The 21,415-nt window shown below is 69.6% G+C and carries 21 protein-coding genes; 7 read left to right on the forward strand and 14 right to left on the reverse strand.

From position 1 onward, the window contains the following. Nucleotides 1-103: 103 nt before the first annotated feature. A complete protein-coding gene (locus LGR54_RS20355) occupies nt 104-889 on the reverse strand; it encodes a YoaK family protein (RefSeq protein WP_370638248.1) in 786 nt (261 codons plus the stop codon). A gap of 75 nt (nt 890-964) precedes the next feature. Continuing rightward, nucleotides 965-1,963, reverse strand: coding sequence for a GlxA family transcriptional regulator (locus tag LGR54_RS20360; RefSeq protein ID WP_230363787.1), 999 nt, complete (start codon nt 1,961-1,963; stop codon nt 965-967). A gap of 161 nt (nt 1,964-2,124) precedes the next feature. Here LGR54_RS20360 and LGR54_RS20365 point away from each other — a divergent pair, with 161 nt between their 5' ends. Then, a complete protein-coding gene (locus tag LGR54_RS20365) occupies nt 2,125-2,772 on the forward strand; it encodes a hypothetical protein (protein WP_230363788.1) in 648 nt (215 codons plus the stop codon). Between the two features lie 58 nt (nt 2,773-2,830). Here the strand turns inward: LGR54_RS20365 and LGR54_RS20370 are convergent, their stop codons facing one another. Together LGR54_RS20370 and LGR54_RS20375 are read right to left on the reverse strand one after the other, a co-directional pair. Continuing rightward, nucleotides 2,831-4,012 carry a hybrid-cluster NAD(P)-dependent oxidoreductase gene (locus tag LGR54_RS20370; protein WP_230363789.1) on the reverse strand — a complete coding sequence of 394 codons (1,182 nt, stop codon included), beginning with the start codon at nt 4,010-4,012 and terminating at the stop codon, nt 2,831-2,833. A gap of 13 nt (nt 4,013-4,025) precedes the next feature. Further along, a complete protein-coding gene (locus LGR54_RS20375; RefSeq protein ID WP_230363790.1) occupies nt 4,026-5,285 on the reverse strand; it encodes an SRPBCC family protein in 1,260 nt (419 codons plus the stop codon). 260 nt (nt 5,286-5,545) lie between these two features. Between LGR54_RS20375 and LGR54_RS20380 the strand changes: the two genes are divergently transcribed. After that, nucleotides 5,546-5,983, forward strand: coding sequence for an EamA family transporter (locus LGR54_RS20380; protein ID WP_230363791.1), 438 nt, complete (start codon nt 5,546-5,548; stop codon nt 5,981-5,983). Here the strand turns inward: LGR54_RS20380 and LGR54_RS20385 are convergent. Continuing rightward, entirely contained in the window at nt 5,971-7,080 is a 1,110-nt protein-coding gene (locus tag LGR54_RS20385) for an AraC family transcriptional regulator (protein ID WP_230363792.1), read from the reverse strand. The genes LGR54_RS20380 and LGR54_RS20385 overlap by 13 nt on opposite strands. Nucleotides 7,081-7,247: 167 nt before the next feature. Between LGR54_RS20385 and LGR54_RS20390 the strand changes: the two genes are divergently transcribed. Next, complete coding sequence (locus tag LGR54_RS20390) at nt 7,248-7,976, forward strand: hypothetical protein (protein ID WP_230363793.1); 729 nt, start codon at nt 7,248-7,250, stop codon at nt 7,974-7,976. 6 nt (nt 7,977-7,982) lie between these two features. On the opposite strand, the gene LGR54_RS20395 is transcribed toward LGR54_RS20390, so the two are convergent. Beyond that, a complete protein-coding gene (locus tag LGR54_RS20395; RefSeq protein ID WP_230363794.1) occupies nt 7,983-8,786 on the reverse strand; it encodes a DUF72 domain-containing protein in 804 nt (267 codons plus the stop codon). 223 nt (nt 8,787-9,009) lie between these two features. On the opposite strand from LGR54_RS20395, the gene LGR54_RS26105 reads away from it, so the two are divergent. After that, entirely contained in the window at nt 9,010-10,134 is a 1,125-nt protein-coding gene (locus LGR54_RS26105; RefSeq protein ID WP_230363795.1) for an FUSC family protein, read from the forward strand. A gap of 65 nt (nt 10,135-10,199) precedes the next feature. Here LGR54_RS26105 and LGR54_RS20405 read toward each other — a convergent pair whose 3' ends face one another. From LGR54_RS20405 to LGR54_RS20430, 6 genes are read right to left on the reverse strand one after another with little or no spacing between them, the layout of a single operon-like run. Continuing rightward, nucleotides 10,200-10,883, reverse strand: coding sequence for a nucleoside/nucleotide kinase family protein (locus LGR54_RS20405; RefSeq protein ID WP_230363796.1), 684 nt, complete (start codon nt 10,881-10,883; stop codon nt 10,200-10,202). Nucleotides 10,884-10,924: 41 nt separating this feature from the next. Beyond that, entirely contained in the window at nt 10,925-12,157 is a 1,233-nt protein-coding gene (locus LGR54_RS20410) for a GlxA family transcriptional regulator (protein WP_230363797.1), read from the reverse strand. Then, nucleotides 12,154-12,711 (reverse strand): sarcosine oxidase subunit gamma, encoded by a 558-nt coding sequence (locus LGR54_RS20415; RefSeq protein WP_230363798.1) that lies wholly within the window; start codon nt 12,709-12,711, stop codon nt 12,154-12,156. Before LGR54_RS20415 ends, LGR54_RS20410 begins: the two co-directional genes overlap by 4 nt. Further along, on the reverse strand, nt 12,704-15,724 hold the full coding sequence (locus LGR54_RS20420; protein ID WP_230363799.1) for a sarcosine oxidase subunit alpha family protein: 3,021 nt from the start codon (nt 15,722-15,724) through the stop codon (nt 12,704-12,706). The genes LGR54_RS20415 and LGR54_RS20420 overlap by 8 nt, the downstream gene beginning before the upstream one ends. Continuing rightward, the gene (locus tag LGR54_RS20425) at nt 15,721-16,014 is read right to left on the reverse strand and encodes a sarcosine oxidase subunit delta (protein ID WP_230363800.1); all 294 of its coding nucleotides are present in this window, start codon (nt 16,012-16,014) and stop codon (nt 15,721-15,723) included. Before LGR54_RS20425 ends, LGR54_RS20420 begins: the two co-directional genes overlap by 4 nt. Nucleotides 16,015-16,025: 11 nt before the next feature. Next, on the reverse strand, nt 16,026-17,276 hold the full coding sequence (locus tag LGR54_RS20430) for a sarcosine oxidase subunit beta family protein (protein WP_230363801.1): 1,251 nt from the start codon (nt 17,274-17,276) through the stop codon (nt 16,026-16,028). 259 nt (nt 17,277-17,535) lie between these two features. On the opposite strand from LGR54_RS20430, the gene LGR54_RS20435 reads away from it, so the two are divergent. Together LGR54_RS20435 and LGR54_RS20440 are read left to right on the forward strand one after the other, a co-directional pair. Then, entirely contained in the window at nt 17,536-18,462 is a 927-nt protein-coding gene (locus LGR54_RS20435) for a tellurite resistance TerB family protein (RefSeq protein ID WP_230363802.1), read from the forward strand. A 161-nt stretch (nt 18,463-18,623) separates the two neighbouring features. After that, a complete protein-coding gene (locus LGR54_RS20440) occupies nt 18,624-19,301 on the forward strand; it encodes an outer membrane protein (RefSeq protein ID WP_230363803.1) in 678 nt (225 codons plus the stop codon). A 113-nt stretch (nt 19,302-19,414) separates the two neighbouring features. On the opposite strand, the gene LGR54_RS20445 is transcribed toward LGR54_RS20440, so the two are convergent. Then, nucleotides 19,415-19,993 carry a cytochrome b gene (locus LGR54_RS20445; RefSeq protein ID WP_230363804.1) on the reverse strand — a complete coding sequence of 193 codons (579 nt, stop codon included), beginning with the start codon at nt 19,991-19,993 and terminating at the stop codon, nt 19,415-19,417. A 218-nt stretch (nt 19,994-20,211) separates the two neighbouring features. Between LGR54_RS20445 and LGR54_RS20450 the strand changes: the two genes are divergently transcribed. Further along, on the forward strand, nt 20,212-20,463 hold the full coding sequence (locus LGR54_RS20450) for a GlsB/YeaQ/YmgE family stress response membrane protein (RefSeq protein WP_230363805.1): 252 nt from the start codon (nt 20,212-20,214) through the stop codon (nt 20,461-20,463). Between the two features lie 171 nt (nt 20,464-20,634). On the opposite strand, the gene LGR54_RS20455 is transcribed toward LGR54_RS20450, so the two are convergent. Next, nucleotides 20,635-21,153, reverse strand: a complete 519-nt coding sequence (locus tag LGR54_RS20455) for a helix-turn-helix domain-containing protein (protein ID WP_230363806.1) — start codon at nt 21,151-21,153, stop codon at nt 20,635-20,637. Between the last annotated feature and the right edge of the window lie 262 nt (nt 21,154-21,415).

A 21,415-nucleotide genomic window follows, 5' to 3' on the forward strand; every position in this document is an offset into this window, starting at 1 on the left:
TATGGCGGACAGAAGATTTTCGCCATGCCGCCGGAAGGGTTGCGACGACCTTCCTTTCGTACCGACGATCGCTGCCGTCGCGGAGAGTTCTTAGCGCATCTTCTCAGCGCATCAGCCGCCGGAAAACCGAGGGGCCGGCGAGGATCAGGATGAGGATCGCCAGCGGCACGCAGAAGACGAAGCCGATATATTTGAAGCCCAGCGCACCGATCACGCCGCCGGCGAAGAACAGCGCGACGAACATCGCCAGCAACTTCAGCTTCTCGCGGTCGGCATAGATGAGCGGCGCGCCCGGCCGGCGGCGGCGATTATGGTTCAGATAGAACAGCTTGCCGAGCTCGATGCCGAGATCGGTGACGACGCCGGTCATGTGGGTGGTGCGGATCTTGGCGCCGGACAGCTTGGTCACGGTGGCGTTCTGCAGCCCCATGATGAAGCAGAGCACCGCCACATCCGCCACCAGCGCCACCGGCGAGGCGTGGGCGAGGCTGCCGAGCAGGCCGAAGGCGAGGAGCAGAAAAGCTTCCAGCGTCAAGGGGATGGCGTATTCGCGCCCGACATGGTGCAGCCGTGCCCAGTTTACCAGCACCGCCGAGACGGCGGCGCCGAGGATGAAGGGCAGCAGGGCGCCGATGCCGGCGATCACCAGGCCGGAGGCGCCGATCACCGCATTGTCGGCCATGGCGGAGATGATGCCGGACATGTGCGAGGTGTACTGCCCGACCGCCAGCAGGCCGCCGGCATTGGTGGCGCCGGCGACGAAGGTCATGGCGAGGCCGACCCGCGCATCGGCGAGCGGCGTGCGTTCGGAGGCGAGCATGCCGGCGGTGAAATCCGAATAGCGCCATGCCAGCCGGTGCGGGTCGTCGGGGGTATCTGGCGCGGTCATCGGCGATCAGCGCGGTGGAGGCCGCGTCCTTCTGGAACGGGAAAATCGGCGAAGCGGTCTGCTGTCCTCGCGGGATTAATCTCTTTGTCCGGTCAATGCCATAGGTAGTGCGCCGAGATCGGCGGCGGCCCGCTCGGCCCGCGGTGGCCGGCCGAAGCGTCGCGCATAGGCGGTGGAGAAATGTGCCGCCGAGCGGAAACCGCAGGCAAGGCCGACATCGGTGACGGGCAACGTCGACAGGCGCAGCAATTCCCGAGCGCGATCAAGGCGCAAGCCGAGATGATAGGCGGTGGGCGTCGCGCCGAGATAGTGGCGGAACAGCCGCTCCAGCTGGCGCGGCGACACCTCGATGCGCCGGGCGATGGCCGCGATGCCGGGCGGCTCCTCCAGCGTCGCCTGCATGAGGCGCACGGCGCGGGCGAGTGTCGGATCCGGGAGCGCCGGACGTGGGCGGGCGGAGGGGCGGCGGGCGGGCGTGCCGGGCTCCAGGATGAACTGCTCCGCCACCCGGTCGGCGAGGTCGCGGCCGCAGCGGGCGGCGATCAGCGCCAGCATCATCCGCATCGGGGCGACGCCGCCGGTGCAGGTGAGGCGGTCGCCATCGATGACGAAGGGCGCCTCGATGAAGTCAACATGCTGGAATTCCTCGCGAATCGCCGCGAGGTTCTCCCAATGGATGGCGCAGCGGCGGTGGTCGAGCAGGCCGGCTTCGGCGAGCACGAAGCTGCCGGTGCACAGCGCGCCGAGCGCGGTGCCGCGCCGGGCGTGGCGCCTCAGCGCATCGGTGACGGCCGGGGAGGCGGCGTGGCGGATATCGATGCCGCCGCAGACCAGCAGCAGATCGACCGCCTTCGCCTCCGCCAGCGGGCGGGCCGGGGAGAGGGAAAGGCCGTTGCTGGCCTCGACCGCGGCGGCGTCAGGCGTCAGGAGATGCCACGAGTAAATATTTGATTCAGAAACATAATTCGCCATGCGCAGCGCTTCGAGCGCGTTGACGGTCGCTACCATGGAATGGTTCGGCAGGGTGAGGAAGCCTACCGAGGCGATGCTGGCGAGATCGAGGGTCGGGCGCATGGGCGGCGTTCCGGGGGGCTTGCTGGGCCGGAATCTGACGGCCGGCTGCTGTCAAAATTCCCACTCCTCGACATGAGGAGGCAAGAAAGCTGCCGCAAAAATGTCCTGACGGATGACATCAATAGGCGAACGGGGTTTTCTCGTCGCGTGGGATTCTTGTCATGTCATTGTTTTTCTTCCGTTCTCAAGGCTGGATGCGTCGGGCGGCGCTGCCGTTCGGCTTCGCGCTGGCGGTGACGGCCGGCAGCACGGTGCTGATGCGCGCGGCGATTTTCACCGGCGACGCCCCGGCTCCCCAGCCGGTGGCGCAGGTGGTCCTGCCGCCGCCGGCGGAAGCGGCACCCGACACTCACGGCGGTCATCCGGCGCCGACCTATGTGCGCGCCATCGAATCGGACGCGGTGTACACGCCGCCGAAGATAGAGAAAGCCGTTGTGAATCATAAGGTTGACGAGGCGGCTCGCAAGCCGACCGTCGCGGCGCTGCCGCAAGGGGTCGAGCGCTTCGACCGCTGCACCGACGATTGCGACAGCCGCGATCCGCTGATCGAGCGGTCCAACTATACCGAGGCGACCACTGCCACGGCCGCCGCTCCGACCTACCAGGTGGTCGACGCGCCCGAGTCTCAGGAGAGCAACGCATTGTTTTCGCTGCCGAAATGGGAAGACGGCGTCGAGATGATCGACAAGGCGAAGGCGGCGGTGGTGTCGGCGGGCAGCGAGGCGGCCGGCACGCTGAAGAAGGCGGTCGACGGCGCCTCCGATTTCGCCACTGGCCTGGTGCGTCCGGGCTCCGCCTCTGTGCAGTGAGGTGGATGGTCGGACCGATTCGCGCGGTCCGGCCGACAGATGTGTGCAGTGAGGCCGATCAGCGATCGACGACGAGGTCGGAGGTCGGCTTCGAGCAGCACAACAGCGCCATGCTGGCGTCGATCTCGCGCTGGCGGATGCCGCCGCCATGCTTCATGTCGACGGTTCCCGAGACCAGCTTCGACTTGCAGGTGCCGCACAGCCCTTTCGAGCAGGAGGAGGGCAGGCGCACGCCGTTGCGGCGGGCGGCATCCAGCACGAACGTGTCCGACCGGACCTCGATGCTGCGGTTCTGCTTGGCGAAGGTGACGGTGTAGGTCGCGACCTGCGGTTCGGCCGCCCTGGCTTCGGCCTCTGCCTCGATAGCCTCGGCGGCGATGACTTCGGCGGCTATTTGCGGCTCGGCGCTGGCCAGCTCGGCGAAGTCGAAGCTCTCCTCGTGATGACGGGCCATATCGAAGCCGGCGCCCTTCAGCATCTCCCGCACCGCCGCCATGAAGGGCGAGGGGCCGCAGACGAAGATCTCGCGTTCCTTGTAGTCGGCCGCGATGTGGTTGAGCAGGCCGAGATTGAGCCGGCCGCGCAGGCCGTGCCACGGCTCGAACGGGCTGTCCGCCTCGCAGATCGGCGCGAAGCGGAACTGGCCGGGCTGGTTGCGGGCCATCAACTCCAGTTCGTCGCGGAAGATGATGTCCACCGGCGAGCGGGCGGCATGCACGAAGGTGATGTCGCGCGGTTCGGCGAGATCGTGGAACGAGCGCGCCATCGACATCAGCGGCGTGATGCCGGAGCCACCGGACAGGAACAGGTATTTCGGCGCCCGGCCGCCGGCACCCCCGGCTCCTTGGAGGAAGCAGGAGAAATCCCCCATCGGCCCGACGGCGCGGATGACCGAGCCCGGCTTGATGTGGTCGTGCAGGAAGTTCGACACCGGGCCGCCGGGCACCCGCTTCACAGTGATGGACAGGGTGTGCGGACGGGTGGGGGCCGAGGCGATGGTGTAGCAGCGGTTGATGGTCTCGCCGCCGATCTCCAGCTCCAAGGTGAGGAACTGGCCGGGGGCATAGCGGAAGACGCAGGGGCTGCGCGGCGCGAGCACGAAGGTCTTCACATCCGGCGTCTCGTCGCGCACCGCGCGCACGACGAGGGCGTCGTCGGCCTCCGGGTTCCACTCGGGAAGCGAGGCGGCGAGGCGCAGGGCGGCGGGTTCGGGCGAGGGGAGCGGGGCGAGGGCGTCCATGGTTGTCTGCCCCTCACCGCCCGACATGGTCGGCCATGCGGCCGATGTACCAGTTGCAGAACTTGTCCACGAGCATCTCGGTGTGCGGCGAATAGGGGCCGGGCTGGTAGGCCGGCGAGCGGGCGCCTTCCTGGCAGTAGCCGACCAGCGTCGAATCCTGGTCGTTGGTGGCGTCCCACACCGCGACGAGGTTCTCGACGTCGTAGTCGACCCCCTCCACCGCGTCCTTGTGCACCAGCCATTTGGTGCGCAGCAGCGAGCGCTCGGCGTCGAGCGGCAGCACCGAGAACACCACCGCGTGGTCGGACATGAAATGGTGCCACGAATTCGGCTGCGTCCAGAAATGCAGCGCGCCGTGCTTGGGGTCGTTGATCCGGCCGAGCAGCTTCTTGCACGCCGCCCGGGTGTCGCCGGTGTGGCTCTCGCCGTCGCCGGCCAGCGGCAGGCGCTCGGTGCGGAAGCCGGTGATCATGTCGTCGAGATGCTCCATCATCGTCGAGGGAAAGCCGCAGCTCTCCCATTCGCGATGCGAGGAGGTGATCAGCTGCGCGTAGTCCTCGGCCTCCTTGCGGCCGTGCTCGTCGAGCTCCTCCGGCGCGAAGCCGAAGCCATAGGCGAACAGGGGCACGGTGAGCTCGGGATGGTTTCCCGCGCAGTGATAGCACTCGCGGTTGTTCTCCATGGTGAGCTTCCAGTTGCCGGGCTCGATGATGTCCTTCTCGAAGGCGACCTTGGCGTTCTTCAGATCGTGCGGGGCGAGATAGGGCGCCATCTTCGCCGCCATCACGTCGAAATCCGCCGGCGGGTCGTCCGACAGGCAGATGAAGATCAGCCCTTCCAGCGAGCGCACATGCACCGGCTTCAGCCCGTGGCAGGACGGATCGAAGCCGCCGCCCATGTGCTCGGCGAACAGGAGCTTGCCGTCGAGGCCGTAGGTCCAGGAATGGTAGCGGCAGACGAGATTGCCGACCGTGGTCTTGTAGTCCAGCACCAGCCGGGCGCCGCGGTGGCGGCACACATTGTGGAAGGCGCAGACATTCATGTCGTCGTCGCGGGCGATGATCACCGAGGCGGTGCCGATCTCCACCGTCATGGCGTCGCCGGGCTCGGCAATGTCCGGCTCGACGCCGACGAAGATCCAGTGATGGCCGAAAATGATGTCGAGATCGGCCTTGAAGATCTCCGGGCTGGTGTAGAAGGGAGCCTCGAGGCTGTGGCCGGGCTTGCGCCGGCGCAGCAGGGCCTTCAGCGGCGTATCGGTGGAATCGAGCATCGCAGGTCTCCCTCGCCCGGATCGGCAACGCCCGCCGGCCCGGCGCCGGCTTCCCCCGCGCGGTATCGCGCGGTGCGTGGCCTCGGATTGGAATTGTTCGACGGAGGCCGCGTGCTGACTTTCACGATTGCGACGACGATTTTTCTAAAAGCGACATTGGCGGGCAGCGGAGCGGGCAAGCCGGCATTTTGGGCAGACGCGGGCGCGCCGTCCGGCGCCGGATACCGCGCGAGACGCGACGCGACATGGGGAATGGCGAGATGAACGCACCGCTCGAATCCTGGCTGTTCTGGGCCATCCTCTCGGCGGGGTTCGCCGCGCTGACCGCCATCTTCGGCAAGATCGGCGTGGAGAATGTCGGGGCCGACTTCGCCACCTTCATCCGCACGGTGGTGATCCTCGCCGCCATCAGCCTGATCCTCACCGCCACCGGCGGCTGGCAGGGGCTCGGCACGATAAGCCCGCGCAGCGGGCTGTTCCTGGTGCTGTCGGGGCTGGCGACCGGGCTGAGCTGGGTCTGCTATTTCCGCGCGCTCAGGATCGGCGACGCGGCGCGGGTGGCGCCGGTCGACAAGATGAGCGTCGTGCTGGTGGCGGTGTTCGGGGTGCTTTTCCTCGGCGAGAAGCTCTCCGGGCCGAACTGGCTCGGCGTGGCTCTGATCGCCGCCGGGGCGGTGCTGGTCGCCTATAAGGGCTGATCGGCGCTGCCGAGCCGGCGGGTCGCCCGCCATTCCGACGGGCTCATGCCGGCGAGGCGGCGGAATTCGCGGTTGAAGTTCGACTTGGTGAGGAAGCCGGCTTCCAGCATCACCCGCGTCACCGGCAGGTCGGTTTCGCCGAGCAGGCGCTGCGCCTCGGCGACCCTGAGGCCGTTCACATAATGCGACACGCTCATCGAGTGGACGCGGTTGATCGCCTCCGACAGTCGCCGCGCCGGCAGCGCGAGGCGACGGGCGAGGCGGCCGAGATCGAGGTCGACATCGGTGTAGAGCCGGCGCTCGGCCATCAGTGCGTCGAGGCGGGCGAGAATGGCGAGGTCCGCCGCGCGCAGGGAGGCTTCGTCGGCCTCGTCGGGCTGCTCCGGCGCCGGGAGAGCGGGGCATTCCGTAGCGAGTTCTGTGGCCCGCGCCTCGGGCGCCGGGGGAGAAGGCGGGCTGGCATCGGCATCGGCGGCGGCGGCGGCGGTGCCGAGCGCCAGCAGCGTCACCATGTTGAACAGCGCGATGATCAAAGGCGTGTGGCGCCCGCCGCTCCAGTCGAGATCGAAGGAGATCACCACGTCGACCAGCGCCGAGCCGACCAGCGCCGCGGCGGTGAAGATGAGCGCGCGATAGGAGCGCAGCGCGCCGTCGAGCCGCGAGGAGATGAGCGCGTCCGGTCCGCGCCGGGCCAGCCAGAACAGCGCGGCGCCATAACCGAGGAACAGCGCCACCACCACTGGGCCGACCGGCGAGGGCAGGAACCGCACCAGCCCGGCGACCACGAGCGGCGGCAGCAGCAGATGCGCCCACAGCCAAGTCGGGTGCGTGCCGTTCTCCGGTCCGGCGCTGGCGAGGCTGCGGAAGGCGAGGAAGGCCAGCGGCGCGATCAGGCTCGCCAGCACCACCTGGAACGGCAGCACGGCGCGGATATCGTAGCCCCAGTGCAGGCCGATCAGCACCGATTGCGACGCATAGGCGGCGATGAGGGCGAGGAACAGGCGGTGATGCCGGCCGTCCTCCTGCGTCCGCGCGAGGCGGATGGCGAGCAGGACCAGCAGCAAAGCGACGACGAAGGGCAGCGGGACGAAGATCATCGGGGAGGGTGACGCGCGGCGGATTCGGCCTGTTCTGGCCCGGATCGCGCTCGAGGTCGACCTGAAACGCGATCGAGGTCGCGGCGGCGGCGCTGTTTCGACGGGATGGCGGGGAATGCCAACCCGCGATCGACCTGTCGCGATCGCGCTCTCGACGGAGACCCGCCATGCTGCCGCTTTTTCCCCCGACGCCTTCCGCCCTGCTGCTCGCCGCGCTCTTCCTGCTGCTCGCCCGGCCGGGCGGGGCCGCCGCCGGCGAGGCGCGGCTCGACCTTGCCGGGGTGCGCGAGATCGAGATCGCCGGCGATGCCGCCCATGTGCGACTGACCACCGGTGGCGGGCCGGCCGAGGCGCGGCTCGGCACCCGTCGCGAAGGCTGGTTCGCGCGCTGGTATTCGAGCTGGTTCTACAATGACTGCCGCAGCGACAGCCGCATGTGGGTCGCCGGCACAGTGCTGCATGTGAACGTGGTCACGCCCTCGGCCTTCGAGGCCTCCGACTGCGTGGTGGAGGTGACGGCGCGGCTGCCGGAGGGCGCGGCGGTGCGGATCGGCCTCGACGCGGTGGAGGCGCGGCTCGACGGGCGCTTCGGCGTGCTCGACCTCGGCACCCGCGCCGGCGACGTGACGCTCAACGGCGCGGTGGAGACGGCGGAGCTGAGCGGCGCGGCGCTGCGGGCGCGGCTCGACCTCGCCGGGGCGGCGGAACGGGCGCCGCGCGAATTGCGCCTCAGCGCTGGGGCGCTCGACGCCACCGTCGATCTCGGCGCCGCCGCGCCGGTGGGCTGGCGGGTCGATGCCAAGGCGGCGCTGGTCGACACCTCCCGGCCGAACGACCCGTCGGCGCCGACGCAGCTCGCCGTGAGCGGCGACTATGTGCGGCTGACGCTGCGTTGACGCCGGTCAGCGCGTGCGCTCGATCAACTCCATGGCGGCGTGCGGGTTGCGCACCTTGTGGCCGCTGATGACGAACAGGAAGGTCTCGCGCGGGGTCTCCGGCGCCGGCTCGGCGAGGAGCGTGTTGCCGAGGTCCGGCGGGGTGCGGCCGGCCGCCCAATGGCGGGCGCGGTTCGCCCAGGCGTCGAGCTCGGCGTCGGAATAGCCCTTCGGGTGCGCCTCGCCGGTGCCCATGATGCGGACATAGACGAAGGGGGCGGTGAGATCGGCGATCAGCGGGTGCGCACTGTCGCCGGCGATCACCACGCCGACGCCGTGCTCGCGGGCCAGCGCGACGAAATCCTTGTTGGCGAAGCTCTCATGCCGCACCTCGACGGCGTGGCGGAGGGTGCGGCCCTCATGGGTCTTCGGCAGCAGCGCGAGGAAGGCGGCGAAGTCGTCGGGATCGAATTTCTTGGTGGCCATGAACTGCCAGTTGATCGGGCCGAGCTTGGCCTTCAGCTCGGTGATGCCGCTGGTGACGAACTTCTCGATGGAAGAGCCGGCCTCGGCGAGCACCCGGCGATTGGTGGCGAAGCGCGGGCCCTTCAGCGCGAAGACGAAGTCCTCCGGCGTCTCGTCATGCCATTTGGCGAAGCTCTCCGGCTTCTGCGAGCCGTAATAGGTGCCGTTGACCTCGATGGCGGTCAGTTTGCCGGCGGCATATTCCAGCTCGCGCTTCTGGGCGAGGCCGTCGGGATAGAAGCTGCCGCGCCAGGGTTCGAAGGTCCAGCCGCCAATGCCGATGCGGATGGGGGCTTGTGTGCTCATCGGGACCTCCTCGCGTGATGCGGCGCGATCCTAGGGCGGTTTGCCGGCAGGGGAAATCCGAAAGCGCCGGGTTCGCCGCAAGGGGGAGGCCGGATTGGGGCTGGCCGGGTGAGCGCGGCTGGCGCCATAGTGGCCCATGGGCGCGGGACGGGCGATGGACGAGGCCGGACGGGAAAGGCGGGAGGAGCCGCGGCGGGAGCCCGCCGGGGCGGCGGAGGGCAGGGTGGCCGACGGCGTGCCGGTCGGGCGTGCCGGTGCCTCCGCGCGTCTCTCCGGGAGGGCGGTCGGGGCCGGCCTGCTGGAGCGGCTCGATCCCGGCATGCATCGTCGCGTCAAGGGCTTGCGGCTCGTCACCGCCTTCGGGCTCGCCGCCATGATGGGGCGGATGCCGGAGCTGACCAGTGCGCTCGGAACCGGCCCGGCGCTGAGCGTGCTGGCCGGCGGCTTCGCCTTGTGGGCGAGCGTCTCGGTGGCCCGCGCCAGCCGGCGCGATTCCAGTCGCGACCTGGCGGCGCTGTGCCTCGCGGCGACGCTGGGGGCGGTGAGCTTCATCCTGCTGGCTTCCCGGCTCGGCGGCGCGGGAACCGTGGGCGGCGAGCTGGTGCTGGTGAGCGGGGCGTTCGCCACCGGTTATTTGCGGCGCTTCGGCGTTACCGGCGCCGGTATCGGCTCGCAGATCTATATCGGCCAGCTGCTGGCCTATGGCGCCGGGCTGGGCCTCGGCGATCTGCGGACCGTGGCGGTGGCGGGGGCGATCGCCACCATAGCGGCGGTGGTGCCGCGGGTGCTGAGCGGGCCGGCGGAGCATCCCGCCGCCTCGCCCACCCTCGGGCCGGTGCGGGTCGCCGGGCTGCGCCGCACCCGGCCGGAACTGGCCATGGGCGTGCAGGCCGCCGCGGCGGCGCTGGCCGTCGTCGGGCTGAACCGCTGGATCGGGCTCCAGCAGTCCGACTGGGCGATTACCGCCTGCACCTATGTGATCGCCGGCTCGGCGGCCGGCACGGTGGAGCGGGTGCGGCAACGCATGATCGGCACCGCGATCGGGGTGCCGATCGGCCTCGCCTGCCTGCCGCTCGCCGTGCACGCGCCGCTGCTGCTGTGGGGCGCGGCGGCGCTCGCCATGGTGATCTATGCCATGGCGTTGCCTGAGCGCTACGACGTCGCCTGCGGCGCCTTCGCCTTCACGCTGGTGGTGACATTGGCGGCGAGCGGGGAACAGTCGGTCGGCTTTCTCGCGGCGCGCATCTGGGAGACGGCGCTGGGCGGCGCGGTGGGGCTGGTCGCGGCGCTGTTGCTGCTGCCGCTGCGCTCGGCGCAGCGCGAGGGCCTGCCGCCGGGCGGTGGCTAGGACCCCGTTCGCGGGCGATCACGCGACCGCAGCGGGGCAGCCGCCGCGCACAGGCAGGGCCGCGTTCAGCGGGCCTCGTCCGGGCCAGTATTGGCGACGACGACATCGGCGGCGACACTACGCGTGGCGACGAGCCGCGCATTGGGCAGGTCGTTTTCCTCCAGCTTGGCGTGGATCGCCGCCTCGTCATAGCCGAAGCCGGCCCAGCGGGCGCGCAGGCGGGCCTCCAGCGTCGGCAGCGGCACGTCGAGCCGCACCGTGACGTCGAAGCGCTGGCGCAGCCCGGCCCAGGCGGGATCGTCGAGTAGCAGATAGTTGCCCTCGACGATGACGAGGCGGGCCTCGGCGCCGATCAGCCGCGCGCCGGCGCGGGCGATCTCCAGCGCGCGGTCGAACACCGGCACCGCCACCTCGCGCCCGTCGTCGCGCCTGAGGCGGTCCAGCGCCGATGCCAGCCCGTCAATGTCGAAGGTGAAGGGCGCGCCCTTGCGCGGACGCCAGCCGCGCGCCTCTAGCAGCTGGTCGTCATAGTGGAAGCCGTCCATCGGCAGCACCTGCGACAGGCCGGGGGCGGCGGCGTCGAGACGCGCCTTCAGCGTCTCGGCCAGGGTGCTCTTGCCCGAACCGGGCGCGCCGGCGACCGCCACCACCGTGCGCCGCTCGCGGGGCCGGGCGAGGAGGTCGCGCACCAGCCGGTCCAGGGCGGCGTCCGTCTCCGCGCGCGGCTCGAGGCCGATCCCGTTCGCCATCGTCATTTCCCTGTGGTTTGTCCTGCGGTGCGGCGTCGCGCTCAATCGAACAGGCGCTGGCCGGCGAGGCTGGAGGGCGCCGGGGCCGGCACGCCGGCGGGCGGAACGCCGGTGCGGGCGTCGGTGGGGGTAAAGCCGTGCAGCGCCTTGAACTGGCGCGAGAAATGCGCGCAGTCCGAGAAGCCGGATTCCAGCGCGATATCGGTGATGGAGCGGCCGGTGGTGTCGAGCAGGAAGCGGGCATAGCGCAGGCGCATCAGCCGGTAGAACTCGGCCGGGCGGCGGCCCATCACGGTCTGGAACAGCCGTTCCAGCTGGCGGGTGGAGAGCTGCAGGCGCCGGGCGATGCTGGCGATGGGCAGCGGATCGGCCATGTTCTGCTCCATGAGCAGCAAAGCGCGGCGCACGCGGTCGTCGGCGACGAGATCGGCGATGGGCGGGTGCGGCTGCGCCTGGTTGCCGGGGCGGACGCGGTCGAGCAGCAGCACATGACGGCTCTTCTGCGCCACCGAGCGGCCGAGATGCTTCTCGACCAGCGCGGTGGCGAGGTCGGCGGTGCCGCCGCCGCCGGCGCAGGTGATGCGGTCGCCGTCGATGACATAGAGCCGGTCGGCCACCGGATGGTGATGCGGGAACTCGTCGAGGAAATCCTGGTAGTGGTACCAGGAGACGCAGCAGCGCCGCCCGGTCATCAGCCCGGCGCGGGCGAGCACGAAGGAGCCGGTGCACACCCCGACCAGCGGCACGCCGGCCTTGGCCGCTCGCTTGAGATAGGCCACCGCCTCGTCGTCGAGCCGGGCGCCGGTGTGCAGCAGGCCGCCGACCACCACGATGTAGCTGAACTGTGCGGGATCGACGAAGGGCCCGGCCGGGGCGACGGTGACGCCGCAGCTGGCGCGGATCGGCTCAGCTTTCGTCGCCATGATGCGCCAGCGGCACAGGATCGGGCGTGAGCGGTCGCCGTCATCGGCGGCGAGGCGCAGATGGTCGACCAGCAGCGAAAAGGCCGACAGGGTGAAGTTGTCGGTGAGGATGAATCCGACATTCAGCACCGGCGCGGCCGCCGGCGACGCGGTCGCGGGGGGCGCTGCGGTCTTGGGCGCGGCAGGCTTGGAGGCGGAAGCGAACGTGTCCATCATGCCCGGCGTCATGCAGATTTCGCGCCGGAGGATAGCAGAGTTCGGCCCGCAAGCGGAGGTGGGGGCGTCGGGGGTGGAGGCGAGGAGGCCGGGGACGAGGATGCCCCGGCCGTCGACCCTGCCGGGCGGGCTCACGCGAGCTCCCGCCGCGCCTCCTCCAGGAGGCCCCAGACATAGGGGGCGAAGGAGCGCCAGACGTCGAGGCGAAAGCGCTCGGGCGTCTCGCGCAGCAGCACGATCTCGGCCTTGCCGAAGACGGTGCGCGTGACCATGCCGACCGGGAAGGCGGCCTCCGACAGGTCGAGCGGGCAGCCCTGGTTCAGCACATAGGCGGCGCGCGGCCCTTCCAGCGCGATGCCGAGCGAACGGCTGGAGACGTCGACCAGCGCGTGCGGCAGGCCGAACACTGCCGGCTCGATCTCGGCGATCAGCGCGGCGGGATCGGCATCCTCGGCGATGAGCAGCCACTCGTCCGGGCCGAGCCAGGCGGCGAGGCGGTCGCCGCTGCGCTTGAACCGGCAGGCCTGCCGGGGCAGCTCGGCGCCAAAGGCGATGCCGGCCGGGCCGACGGCCGACTCGCGGCCACGGAACACCAGGCGCGTCGCCGGCGGCAGCGCCGACAGCCGGGCGGCCGGGAGGTCCGACGCGGTGGCGGCGAGGGCGGTGAGCGGGAACAGGAGGTCAGACATCGAGGCGGGCTCCTTCCGCGTCGTAGAAGACCGGGTCGACTACCCCGACGGCGATCGCACCCTTCGGCATCGGCACGTGCAGCGTCCGGCCGATGCGGGACCGGCCACCCTTCACCATGGCGAGCGCGATGGAACGCCCGAGCGTGGCGCTCATATAGGCGGAGGTGACGTGGCCGAGCATCGGCACCGGTACCGCCGCGCCGGGATCGGCGACCAGCTGGGCGCCTTCCTCCAGTACGACCTTGGGATCCCGGGTCAGCAGGCCGACCAGCTGCTTGCGGTCCGGCATGAAGAAGGCGGCGCGGTTGAGTGAGCGCTTGCCGACGAAGTCCTTCTTGTTCTTGCCGACCGCCCAGCCGAGATTGACGTCGTCCGGCCCAGCGGTGCCGTCGGTCTCCTGGCCGACGATGATGTAGCCCTTCTCGGCGCGCAGCACGTGCATGGTCTCGGTGCCGTAGGGCGTGATGCCGAACGGCTCGCCGGCCTTGAAGATGGCTTCCCACACCGCGCGGCCATGGGCGGCGGGGACATTGACCTCGAAGCCGAGCTCGCCGGCGAAGGACAGGCGGAACAGCCGCGTCGGCACGCCGGCGATGCGGCCCTCGGCGACGCTCATATTAGGCATCGCGCCCTTGGAGAGGTCGATGCCCTCGACGAGCGAGGCCAACACCTCGCGGGACTTCGGCCCCTGCACGGCGATAACCGCCCATTGCTCGGTGGTGGAGGTGAGCCAGACGTCGAGATCCGGCCACTCGGTCTGGAGGTAGTCCTCCATATGGGCGAGCACGCGGGCCGCGCCGCCGGTGGTGGTGGTGACGTGGAAGCGGTCCGGCGCCAGGCGGCCGACCACGCCGTCATCCATCACGAAGCCGTCCTCGCGCAGCATCACGCCATAGCGCAGCCGGCCGGGGGCGAGCTTGGTCCAGGCATTGGTGTAGATGCGGTTCATGAACTCGGCGGCGTCGGCGCCGACCACCTCGATCTTGCCGAGCGTCGAGGCGTCGAAGATGCCGACGCCGGTGCGCACCGCCTTGCATTCGCGGGCGACGGCGGCGTGCATGTCCTCCCCGCGATTGGGGAAGTAGAGCGCGCGCTTCCACAGGGAGACCGGCTCGAAGACGGCGCCGCGCGCTTCCGCCCAGCCATGGATGGGAGTGACGCGCACCGGATCGAACAGGTCGCCGCGCGCGATGCCGGCGAAGATGCCGAAGGTGGTGGGGGTGAAGGGCGGGCGGAAGGTGGTGAGCCCGATCTTCGGCACGCTGGTCCCGAGCGCCTCCGACACGATGCCGAGCGCATTCATGTTGGAGGTCTTGCCCTGGTCGGTCGCCATGCCGGTCGTGGTGTAGCGCTTCACATGCTCGATGGAGCGGAAGCCCTCGCGGGTCGCCAGCGTGATATCCTTGGCGGTGACGTCGTTCTGCCAGTCGACGAAGGCCTTGGCGAAGGCCGGGTTGCGGCCATGCGGGGTGGCGCCGATGAAGCCATCGGTGCCGGTCTCGGTGGCGACGACGCCGAAGGCGCGGCTGGCGACGGTGGAGCGGGTGGGGGATTTCGCACCCTTCAGTGCTGCTGCCGCGGCTTCCTCGCCGGCGTGGTAGCCGTCGGCCAGCGCGGCGGCCAGGCCGTAGCGGCCACGACAGGCGCCGGCGGAGCGTTCGCGCTCGACCGACTGGCCGGGCAGATAGGCGCCCAGCGTCTCGTCCCAGGCCAGCTTGCCGCGCGACTGCGAGAACAGGTGCACCGAGGGCGTCCAGCCGCCCGACATCAGCACGGTGTCGCAGGCGACCGGCTCGTTCAGGCCGGCCTTGCCGTTCTTCACCTTGGCGAGATGCACCCCGTTCACCCGCAGCCGGCCGGAGGTGCCGGTGACCACGGTCGAAGGCCGCACGTCGATGCCGGCGGCCAGCGCGCGGGCCGGCCATTCGCCTTCGGGGGCGGCGCGCAGATCGGCGATGGCGGCGATGGCGACCCCGCCGGCGGCGAGGTCGAGCGCGGTGCGGTAGCCACTGTCGCCGGCGGTGAAGATCACCGCCCGCTCGCCGGGCTTCACGCCATAGCGGGTGAGATAAATGCGGGCGGAGTCCGCCAGCAGGATGCCGGGGCGGTCATTCTCCGGGAACACCAGCGGGCGCTCCAGCGCGCCGGTGGCCAGCACGACCTCGCCGGCTCGCACCTGCCACAGCCGCTCGCGCGGCAGGTCAGGGCCGGGGGCGGCGAGGTGATCGGTGACGCGCTCGGCGAGCGCGATCATGTTGTGCGGGAAATAGCCGAAGGCGGTGGTGCGCGGCATCAGCACCACGCCGGCGGCCGTGAGTTCGGCGAGGGCGTCGGCGAGCCATTCGGTAGCCGGCTTGGTATCGACGGTGGCGTCCGGCGCGGCGAGCAGCGAGCCGCCGAGCTCGGCCTGCTCGTCGACGAGGATGACGCGGGCACTGGTGGCGGCGGCCGCCAGCGCCGCGGCGATGCCGGCCGGGCCGGCGCCGATCACCAGCACGTCGCAATGGGCGTAGTTCTGGGTGTAGCGGTCGGGATCCGGCAAGGTCGGCGCCTTGCCGAGGCCGGCCATGGCGCGGATCTTCGGCTCGTAGAAGCGCTTCCACGCCCCCGCCGGCCACATGAAGGTCTTGTAGTAGAAGCCGGCCGGCAGGAAGGGGGCGAACAGGTCGTTCACCGCGCCGGCGTCGCGGGCGAGCGAGGGCCAGCGGTTCTGGCTGGCGGCGTCCAGCCCCTCATAGAGCTCGACCTGGGTGGCGCGCAGGTTCGGGGTGACGCGGGCGGCGTCGCGCTTCACCTCGACGAGGGCGTTCGGCTCGTCGGAGCCGGCCGAGAGCAGGCCGCGCGGCCGGTGATATTTGAACGAGCGACCCAGCAGGTGCACGCCGTTGGCCAGCAGCGCCGAGGCGAGGGTGTCGCCGGCATAGCCGCCATAGGTGGTACCGTCGAAGCGGAAGGCGAGCGGCGCGGCGCGGTCGATGCGCCCGCCGGACGGGGTGCGGAAGGAGCCGCTCATTTCGCGTCATCCTGCGAGAGGTCGGGGCGGGGCTCGCCGGGCTTGTAGGTGGCGACGAAGAAGTCGCTCACCGTGTCGCGCACCGCGTTGAAGAAGCGGCCGCAGCCATGGATGTGGCGCCAGCGCTCGGCGTGGGTGCCCTTCGGGTTGGTGCGGTTGTAGAGGAAGTCCGCCCATTCCTGGTCCGACAGGGCGGACGGATCGGCCGGGCGGGCGATGTGCGCCTCGCCGCCATAGACGAACTCGATCTCGGGGCGCTCGCCGCACCAGGGGCAGGAGATGATCAGCATGGCTCAGCTCCTCAATGCGCCACCGCCGCCGCCGCCGCCTCGTCGATGAGGAAGCCGTCGCGGAAGCGCTCGATGGTGAAGGGGGCGTTGATCGGGTGCGGCTCGTCCCTGGCGATTGTGTGGGCGAAGACGTGGCCCGAGCCCGGCGTCGCCTTGAAGCCGCCGGTGCCCCAGCCGCAATTCACATAGAGGCCGGGAACCGGGGTCTTGGCGATGATCGGCGAGCGGTCCGGCGTGACGTCGACGATGCCCCCCCAGTTGCGCAGCATCCTGAGGCGCCGGAACTGCGGGACCAGCTCGCAGATGGCGTCGAGCGTGTGGGTGGTGATGTGCAGCGCGCCACGCTGCGAATAAGAGGTGTAGGCGTCGGTGCCGGCGCCGATCACCATCTCGCCCTTGTCCGACTGCGAGATATAGGCGTGGATGGTGTTGCTCATCACCACGGTCGGGAAGGCCGGCTTCACCGGCTCGGACACCAGCGCCTGTAGTGGGAAGCTCTCCAGCGGCATGCGCACCCCCGCCATCGCCATCACCACCGAGGTGTGGCCGGCGGCGGAGACGCCGATCTTCTTGGCGCCGATGAAGCCCTTCGAGGTTTCCACCCCTTCCACCGCGCCGGAGGGGCCGCGGCGGATGCCGGTGACTTCGCAGTTCTGGATGATGTCGACGCCGCGCGAATCCGCCGCGCGGGCGAAGCCCCAGGCGACCGCGTCGTGCCGCGCCGTGCCGCCGCGCCGCTGCAGCGCGCCGCCGAGGATCGGGTAGCGCATGGAGGAGATGTTGAGCGGCGGGCAGAACGCCTTGCACTCTTCCGCGCTCAGCCACTCATTGTCGACGCCGTTCAGGCGGTTGGAATGGACGTGGCGCTTGAAGCTCTGCACGTCGTGATGGTTATGCGCCAGCATCAGGACGCCGCGCGCCGAATACATCACGTTGTAGTTGAGGTCGGCGGACAGGCCTTCCCACAGCTTCACCGCATGCTCGTAGAGCGCGGCGCTCTCGTCGAACAGGTAGTTGGAGCGCACGATGGTGGTGTTGCGGCCGGTATTGCCGCCGCCGAGCCAGCCGCGCTCGATGACCGCGACATTCGAGATGCCGTGCTCCTTGGCGAGATAGTAGGCGCAGGCGAGGCCGTGGCCACCGGCGCCGACGATGATCACGTCGTACTCGGCCTTGGGCTCGGGCGTGCGCCATTGCGGCTGCCAGCCCTTGTGGCCGCCAAGGGCGCGGCGGAGCAGGTTGAAGCCGGAGAAGGTCTGCATGTCGGGGTCTCCGCCCGGAAGGAGCGCGATGGACCCATGCTGAACCGGCGAGGCCGGCCGAGCGAGCATCTTTTGGGCGCCGTCGTTGAACGGATGCGACATGAGAAATGCGACGCGGAAAACCGGGGGCGGCGCCGGCTGCCTTCATGCCGTCAATGTGATCTGCGCTTCTGGTGTCGGGCGAAAGGCGACCGGCTCTTACCTTGCGGAAGACATGTTCGGCCCCTACCTCGCTCCCTACGCAAGAAGGAAACCGAGCATGTTCGACCCCCGCAGTTTCGACGCCAAGCGCCTCCTCGACCAGTTCCTCAGCCCGCAGCAGCCGACGGGCGGGCAGGTGCCGGCGCGCGCCGGGCAGCCGGGCAGCCCGCTCGACGGCATTCTCGGCCAGCTGGGCTCGCTCGCCGGCAGCTTCGGCGGCGGCCAGCCGCCGGCCCGCAGCCCGAACGGCTTCGGCGGCACGCGGCCCCCGGGAGCGCAGCCCGCCCCCGCGCAGCCGGCTCCCGCTCAGCCCGCCGGCGACCTGATGGGCCGGGCCAAGGACTATCTCGGCAGCAATGGCGGCTCGCTGGCGTCCGGCGCGGCGGCCGGGGCGCTGGTCTCGCTGGTGCTGGGCTCGAAGAGCGGGCGCAAGATGGCCGGCAATGCGGTGGCGCTGGGCGGGCTCGCCCTCGTCGGCACGCTCGCTTACAAGGCCTACAACAACTACCGCAACGGCGAGGCGCCGCAGCAGACCACCGCCGATGTCGCGCGCAACCCGGTGCCGACCCCGGCGCAGCTGCCGCCGCCCAACTCGCCGTTCAACCCCTCGCAGACCTCGGATTCGCAGCTGCCGCTGACGCTGCTGCGCACGATGATCGCCGCCTCGCTGGCCGACGGGCACATCGACGACGCCGAGCGGGTGGCGATCTCCGCCAAGCTGCACGAGAACGGCATTGCCGATCTCGGCGAGGCCGAGCGCTTCCTCACCGACGAACTCGCCAACCCGGCGAGCGTCGAGACCCTCGCCCGCACGGTGGCCAGCGAGGAGGAGGCGGCGGAGGTCTATATAGCGGCGCTGCTCGCCATCGACCCGGATTCCACCTCCGAGCGCGCCTTCCTCGCCCGGCTGGCGATGGCGCTGCGGCTCGACCCGGCGCTGACACCGCATCTGGAATCCGCCGCCCGCGCCGCCCGGCAGGGCTGACCAACCACGAGTATGGGGGCGGCCGACGTCGCCCCCGTCCTCACGCCGTCTCGCGCGGCAACGCTCCGTTAAGGTTAACCGGCACTTAAGCAATCGCGGCGAGACTGCGCTCCGAATAGCGATTCCGGCGGCTTGCGCCGGAGAGTGCAGGAGCGGTTCGCATGGGCGTGTGTCGGCGTTGGAGGCGGGGTGTCGCGGCCCTCGGACTGGTGGCCGGGCTCGCCCTGGCGCCGGGCGGGGTGGCGCTGGCCGCCGATCCCACGCTTGCCGTTCCGCCCGCCGACGATTTCTCCGCCGACGACCTGCTCGCCAAGGCGCCGCAGATCGAGGAAAGCCGCTTCTGGTATCTGCGCCTCGATACCGGCTACGTCTTCAACGAGACGCCGGATCTCGCCATCGGCGGCGGCGGCATCGACGATGCCGCGCTGATCGGCCTCGGCATTGGTGGGCGGTTCGCCGATTGGCTGCGGCTCGACCTTACCGCCGACTATCGCACCAAGGCGGATTACAGCCTCGGCGGCATCTCCGGCGACTACAGCGTCGGCACCGTGCTCGCCAATGGCTATCTCGACCTCGGCAACTGGCACGGCCTCACCCCCTATGTCGGCGCCGGCATCGGCCTCGGCTATGCCGATCTCGACCTGCCCGGCTTCGGTTCCGGCTGGGGGCTCGCCTGGGCGGCGATGGGCGGCGTTGCCATCGACCTGGCGCCGAACTGGCAGCTCGATCTCGGCTACCGTTATCTCAGCCTCGACAATCTGGGCGTTGGCGGGGATTTGCCTGACATGAGCCAGGGTGCGCACGAGATCCGCATCGGCCTGCGCATCCTGCTCGACTAGTCGCGAACGCCTAGAGTACGTCCGGTGAACTCCGGTTCACCGGACGTACTCTAGGGTCTTGTTCGGGCGCGTTTTCTTCACGCGAACCGGACTCCACTTCGCTCGAAAACGCGCTAGCGTTCTTGGGCCGGCGCCGGGTCGGCCGGACCGGCGGTGCGGACCATGCGGTAGAGGAGCCGGTCGCGCAGCAGCAACTGGTGCACCGCCACCATGGCGACATGGCCGGCGATCAAGGCGAGCAGCACCCAGGCCAGCAGGCCGTGCAGCGCGTTGGCCGGCGCCATCAGCCACTCGATCCTGGTCTCGGAGGGGGCGAAGATCTCGATGCCGAACGGCGCATAGCCGCGCCCCGAGCCGTAAAGCCGCAGCACCGCCAATGTCGGCACGATCACCATCAGCGCGTAGAGCGCGGCATGGCCGAGGCGGGCGGCGCGGCCGAGCAGGCCGGCCTCATAGGGCGGGCGATGCCCGTGATTGGCCCGCGCCCAGAGAAGGCGCAGCAGCACCAGCGCCAGCAACAGCACCCCGACCGTGACATGGCTGCCGACGAAGAAGCTGACGACCGGCGTGCGCCCGAGCGCCGCCCGCAGCGCCATGCCGAAGAACTGCCAAGCGAACAGGAGCGCCATGCCCCAGTGCAGGGCGCGGCTGACCGTGCCGTAGCGCCGGGCGGTGTCGGACTGGAAAGGCATGGCGTCTCCGGGCGGGTAGGTTGGACGAGGTTCCGCTCGTTCTAGTGTGCCCGGTGTCGTACGGGAACCGCCCAGAATCGCACAATGCGGTGTGATGGAACCACAAACGGCCTATGCTCGTTCTCTTGCCGGCGCTCTCGCGCCGACATCACTAGGGGACCGCGGCATCGACCGGGGACAGCCCGTGCGGTTGCCGTCGCACAAGGGAGTGGCCTTCGATGGAAGACGCACGGATTGGTTGGATCGCCGCCATCATCATCGGCGGAGTGGCAGGCTGGATCGCCTCCAGCCTGATGAAGAGCGACACCGGGATTTTCCTGAACATCGTGCTCGGCATCATCGGCGCGGCCGTGGCGAGTTTTTTGTTCGGCTTCCTGGGGATCAATTTCGGCGGCTGGCTCGGCTATCTGGTGGCCGGCATCGTCGGCGCCTGCATCCTCATCTGGGGCGTGAGGGCGGTGCGGAGCTAGCGCGTTGCGTGATGCGATGCAGCATGGCGATCGGCAGGGGGCGACGAAAGTCTAGGGGCGCTTTGAGGTGCTTCTATACCTCGACGCCGGCCGGCGCCTTGTCCGCCCTGAATTTGCCCGGCGCCGCGATGGCGCCGGGTGATTCGCGATGACGATTCGAAACTGCTTCGATTATTGAAGTTTGCTCTGGGCGGCGGCCCAGGCGCGTCCCTCTACCGCCTCGACATGCAGCATCGGAGTGGCGTGCTCGACCGAGAGTTCGGCAAGATAATTGATGGCGCTGCGCACCTCCGGAATCAGCATCGAAATGTCCTTCTTGATGAGGCACAGATCGATGCCGATTTCTTCGAGAGCAAGAAGGTGCGATTTCTTGAGCGGGCGCTCGCCTGCTTCCATCTCGACATAGGACTGGCGCGGCAGGCCGAGGCGATCGGCCAGCGAATCCTGTGTGAGACCCCAATTCAGGCGCATGGCGACGAGATCGTTTGCTTTCATTTGTTTGATTCCCGTGCGTCGAAAATGGTCGGTAGACCAGCTCCCGGATTCGAATACAGGCGTGCATACCTCTTTATTGTCCGGGTGAAGACTTTCCGTCTTCCTGCCCGAAGCAATAACACCGGCAGGAATCGCGATGATCCTGTCGATGAAGAGGCGCAAACCTGATGTCGAAAACCAGGAAAGCTGCGTCATGTGCTGCCCTCACGTCATTCCGATATCCACAACAAGTGTGGGGGTATGAATCTAACTAGAAAATGAACGTCATATCCAGTTTTTTGTTCCAAATGCGGCGTGAATACGTATTGCGCTGCGTCAACTTCGCCATCTTTTCAGTTTGCATCGCGAAAACGATTGTCGCGCCTGGTGCCGGGTCGGCATGAAAACGGGCATGCTCATCCGATAAGCAGCTGCCCGCTGGGCGAGCCGGTTTCCAACGTGTCGCAGGTGCGACCGT

Source organism: Ancylobacter sp. Lp-2 (assembly GCF_020523795.1).
Taxonomy (GTDB): Bacteria; Pseudomonadota; Alphaproteobacteria; order Rhizobiales; family Xanthobacteraceae; genus Ancylobacter.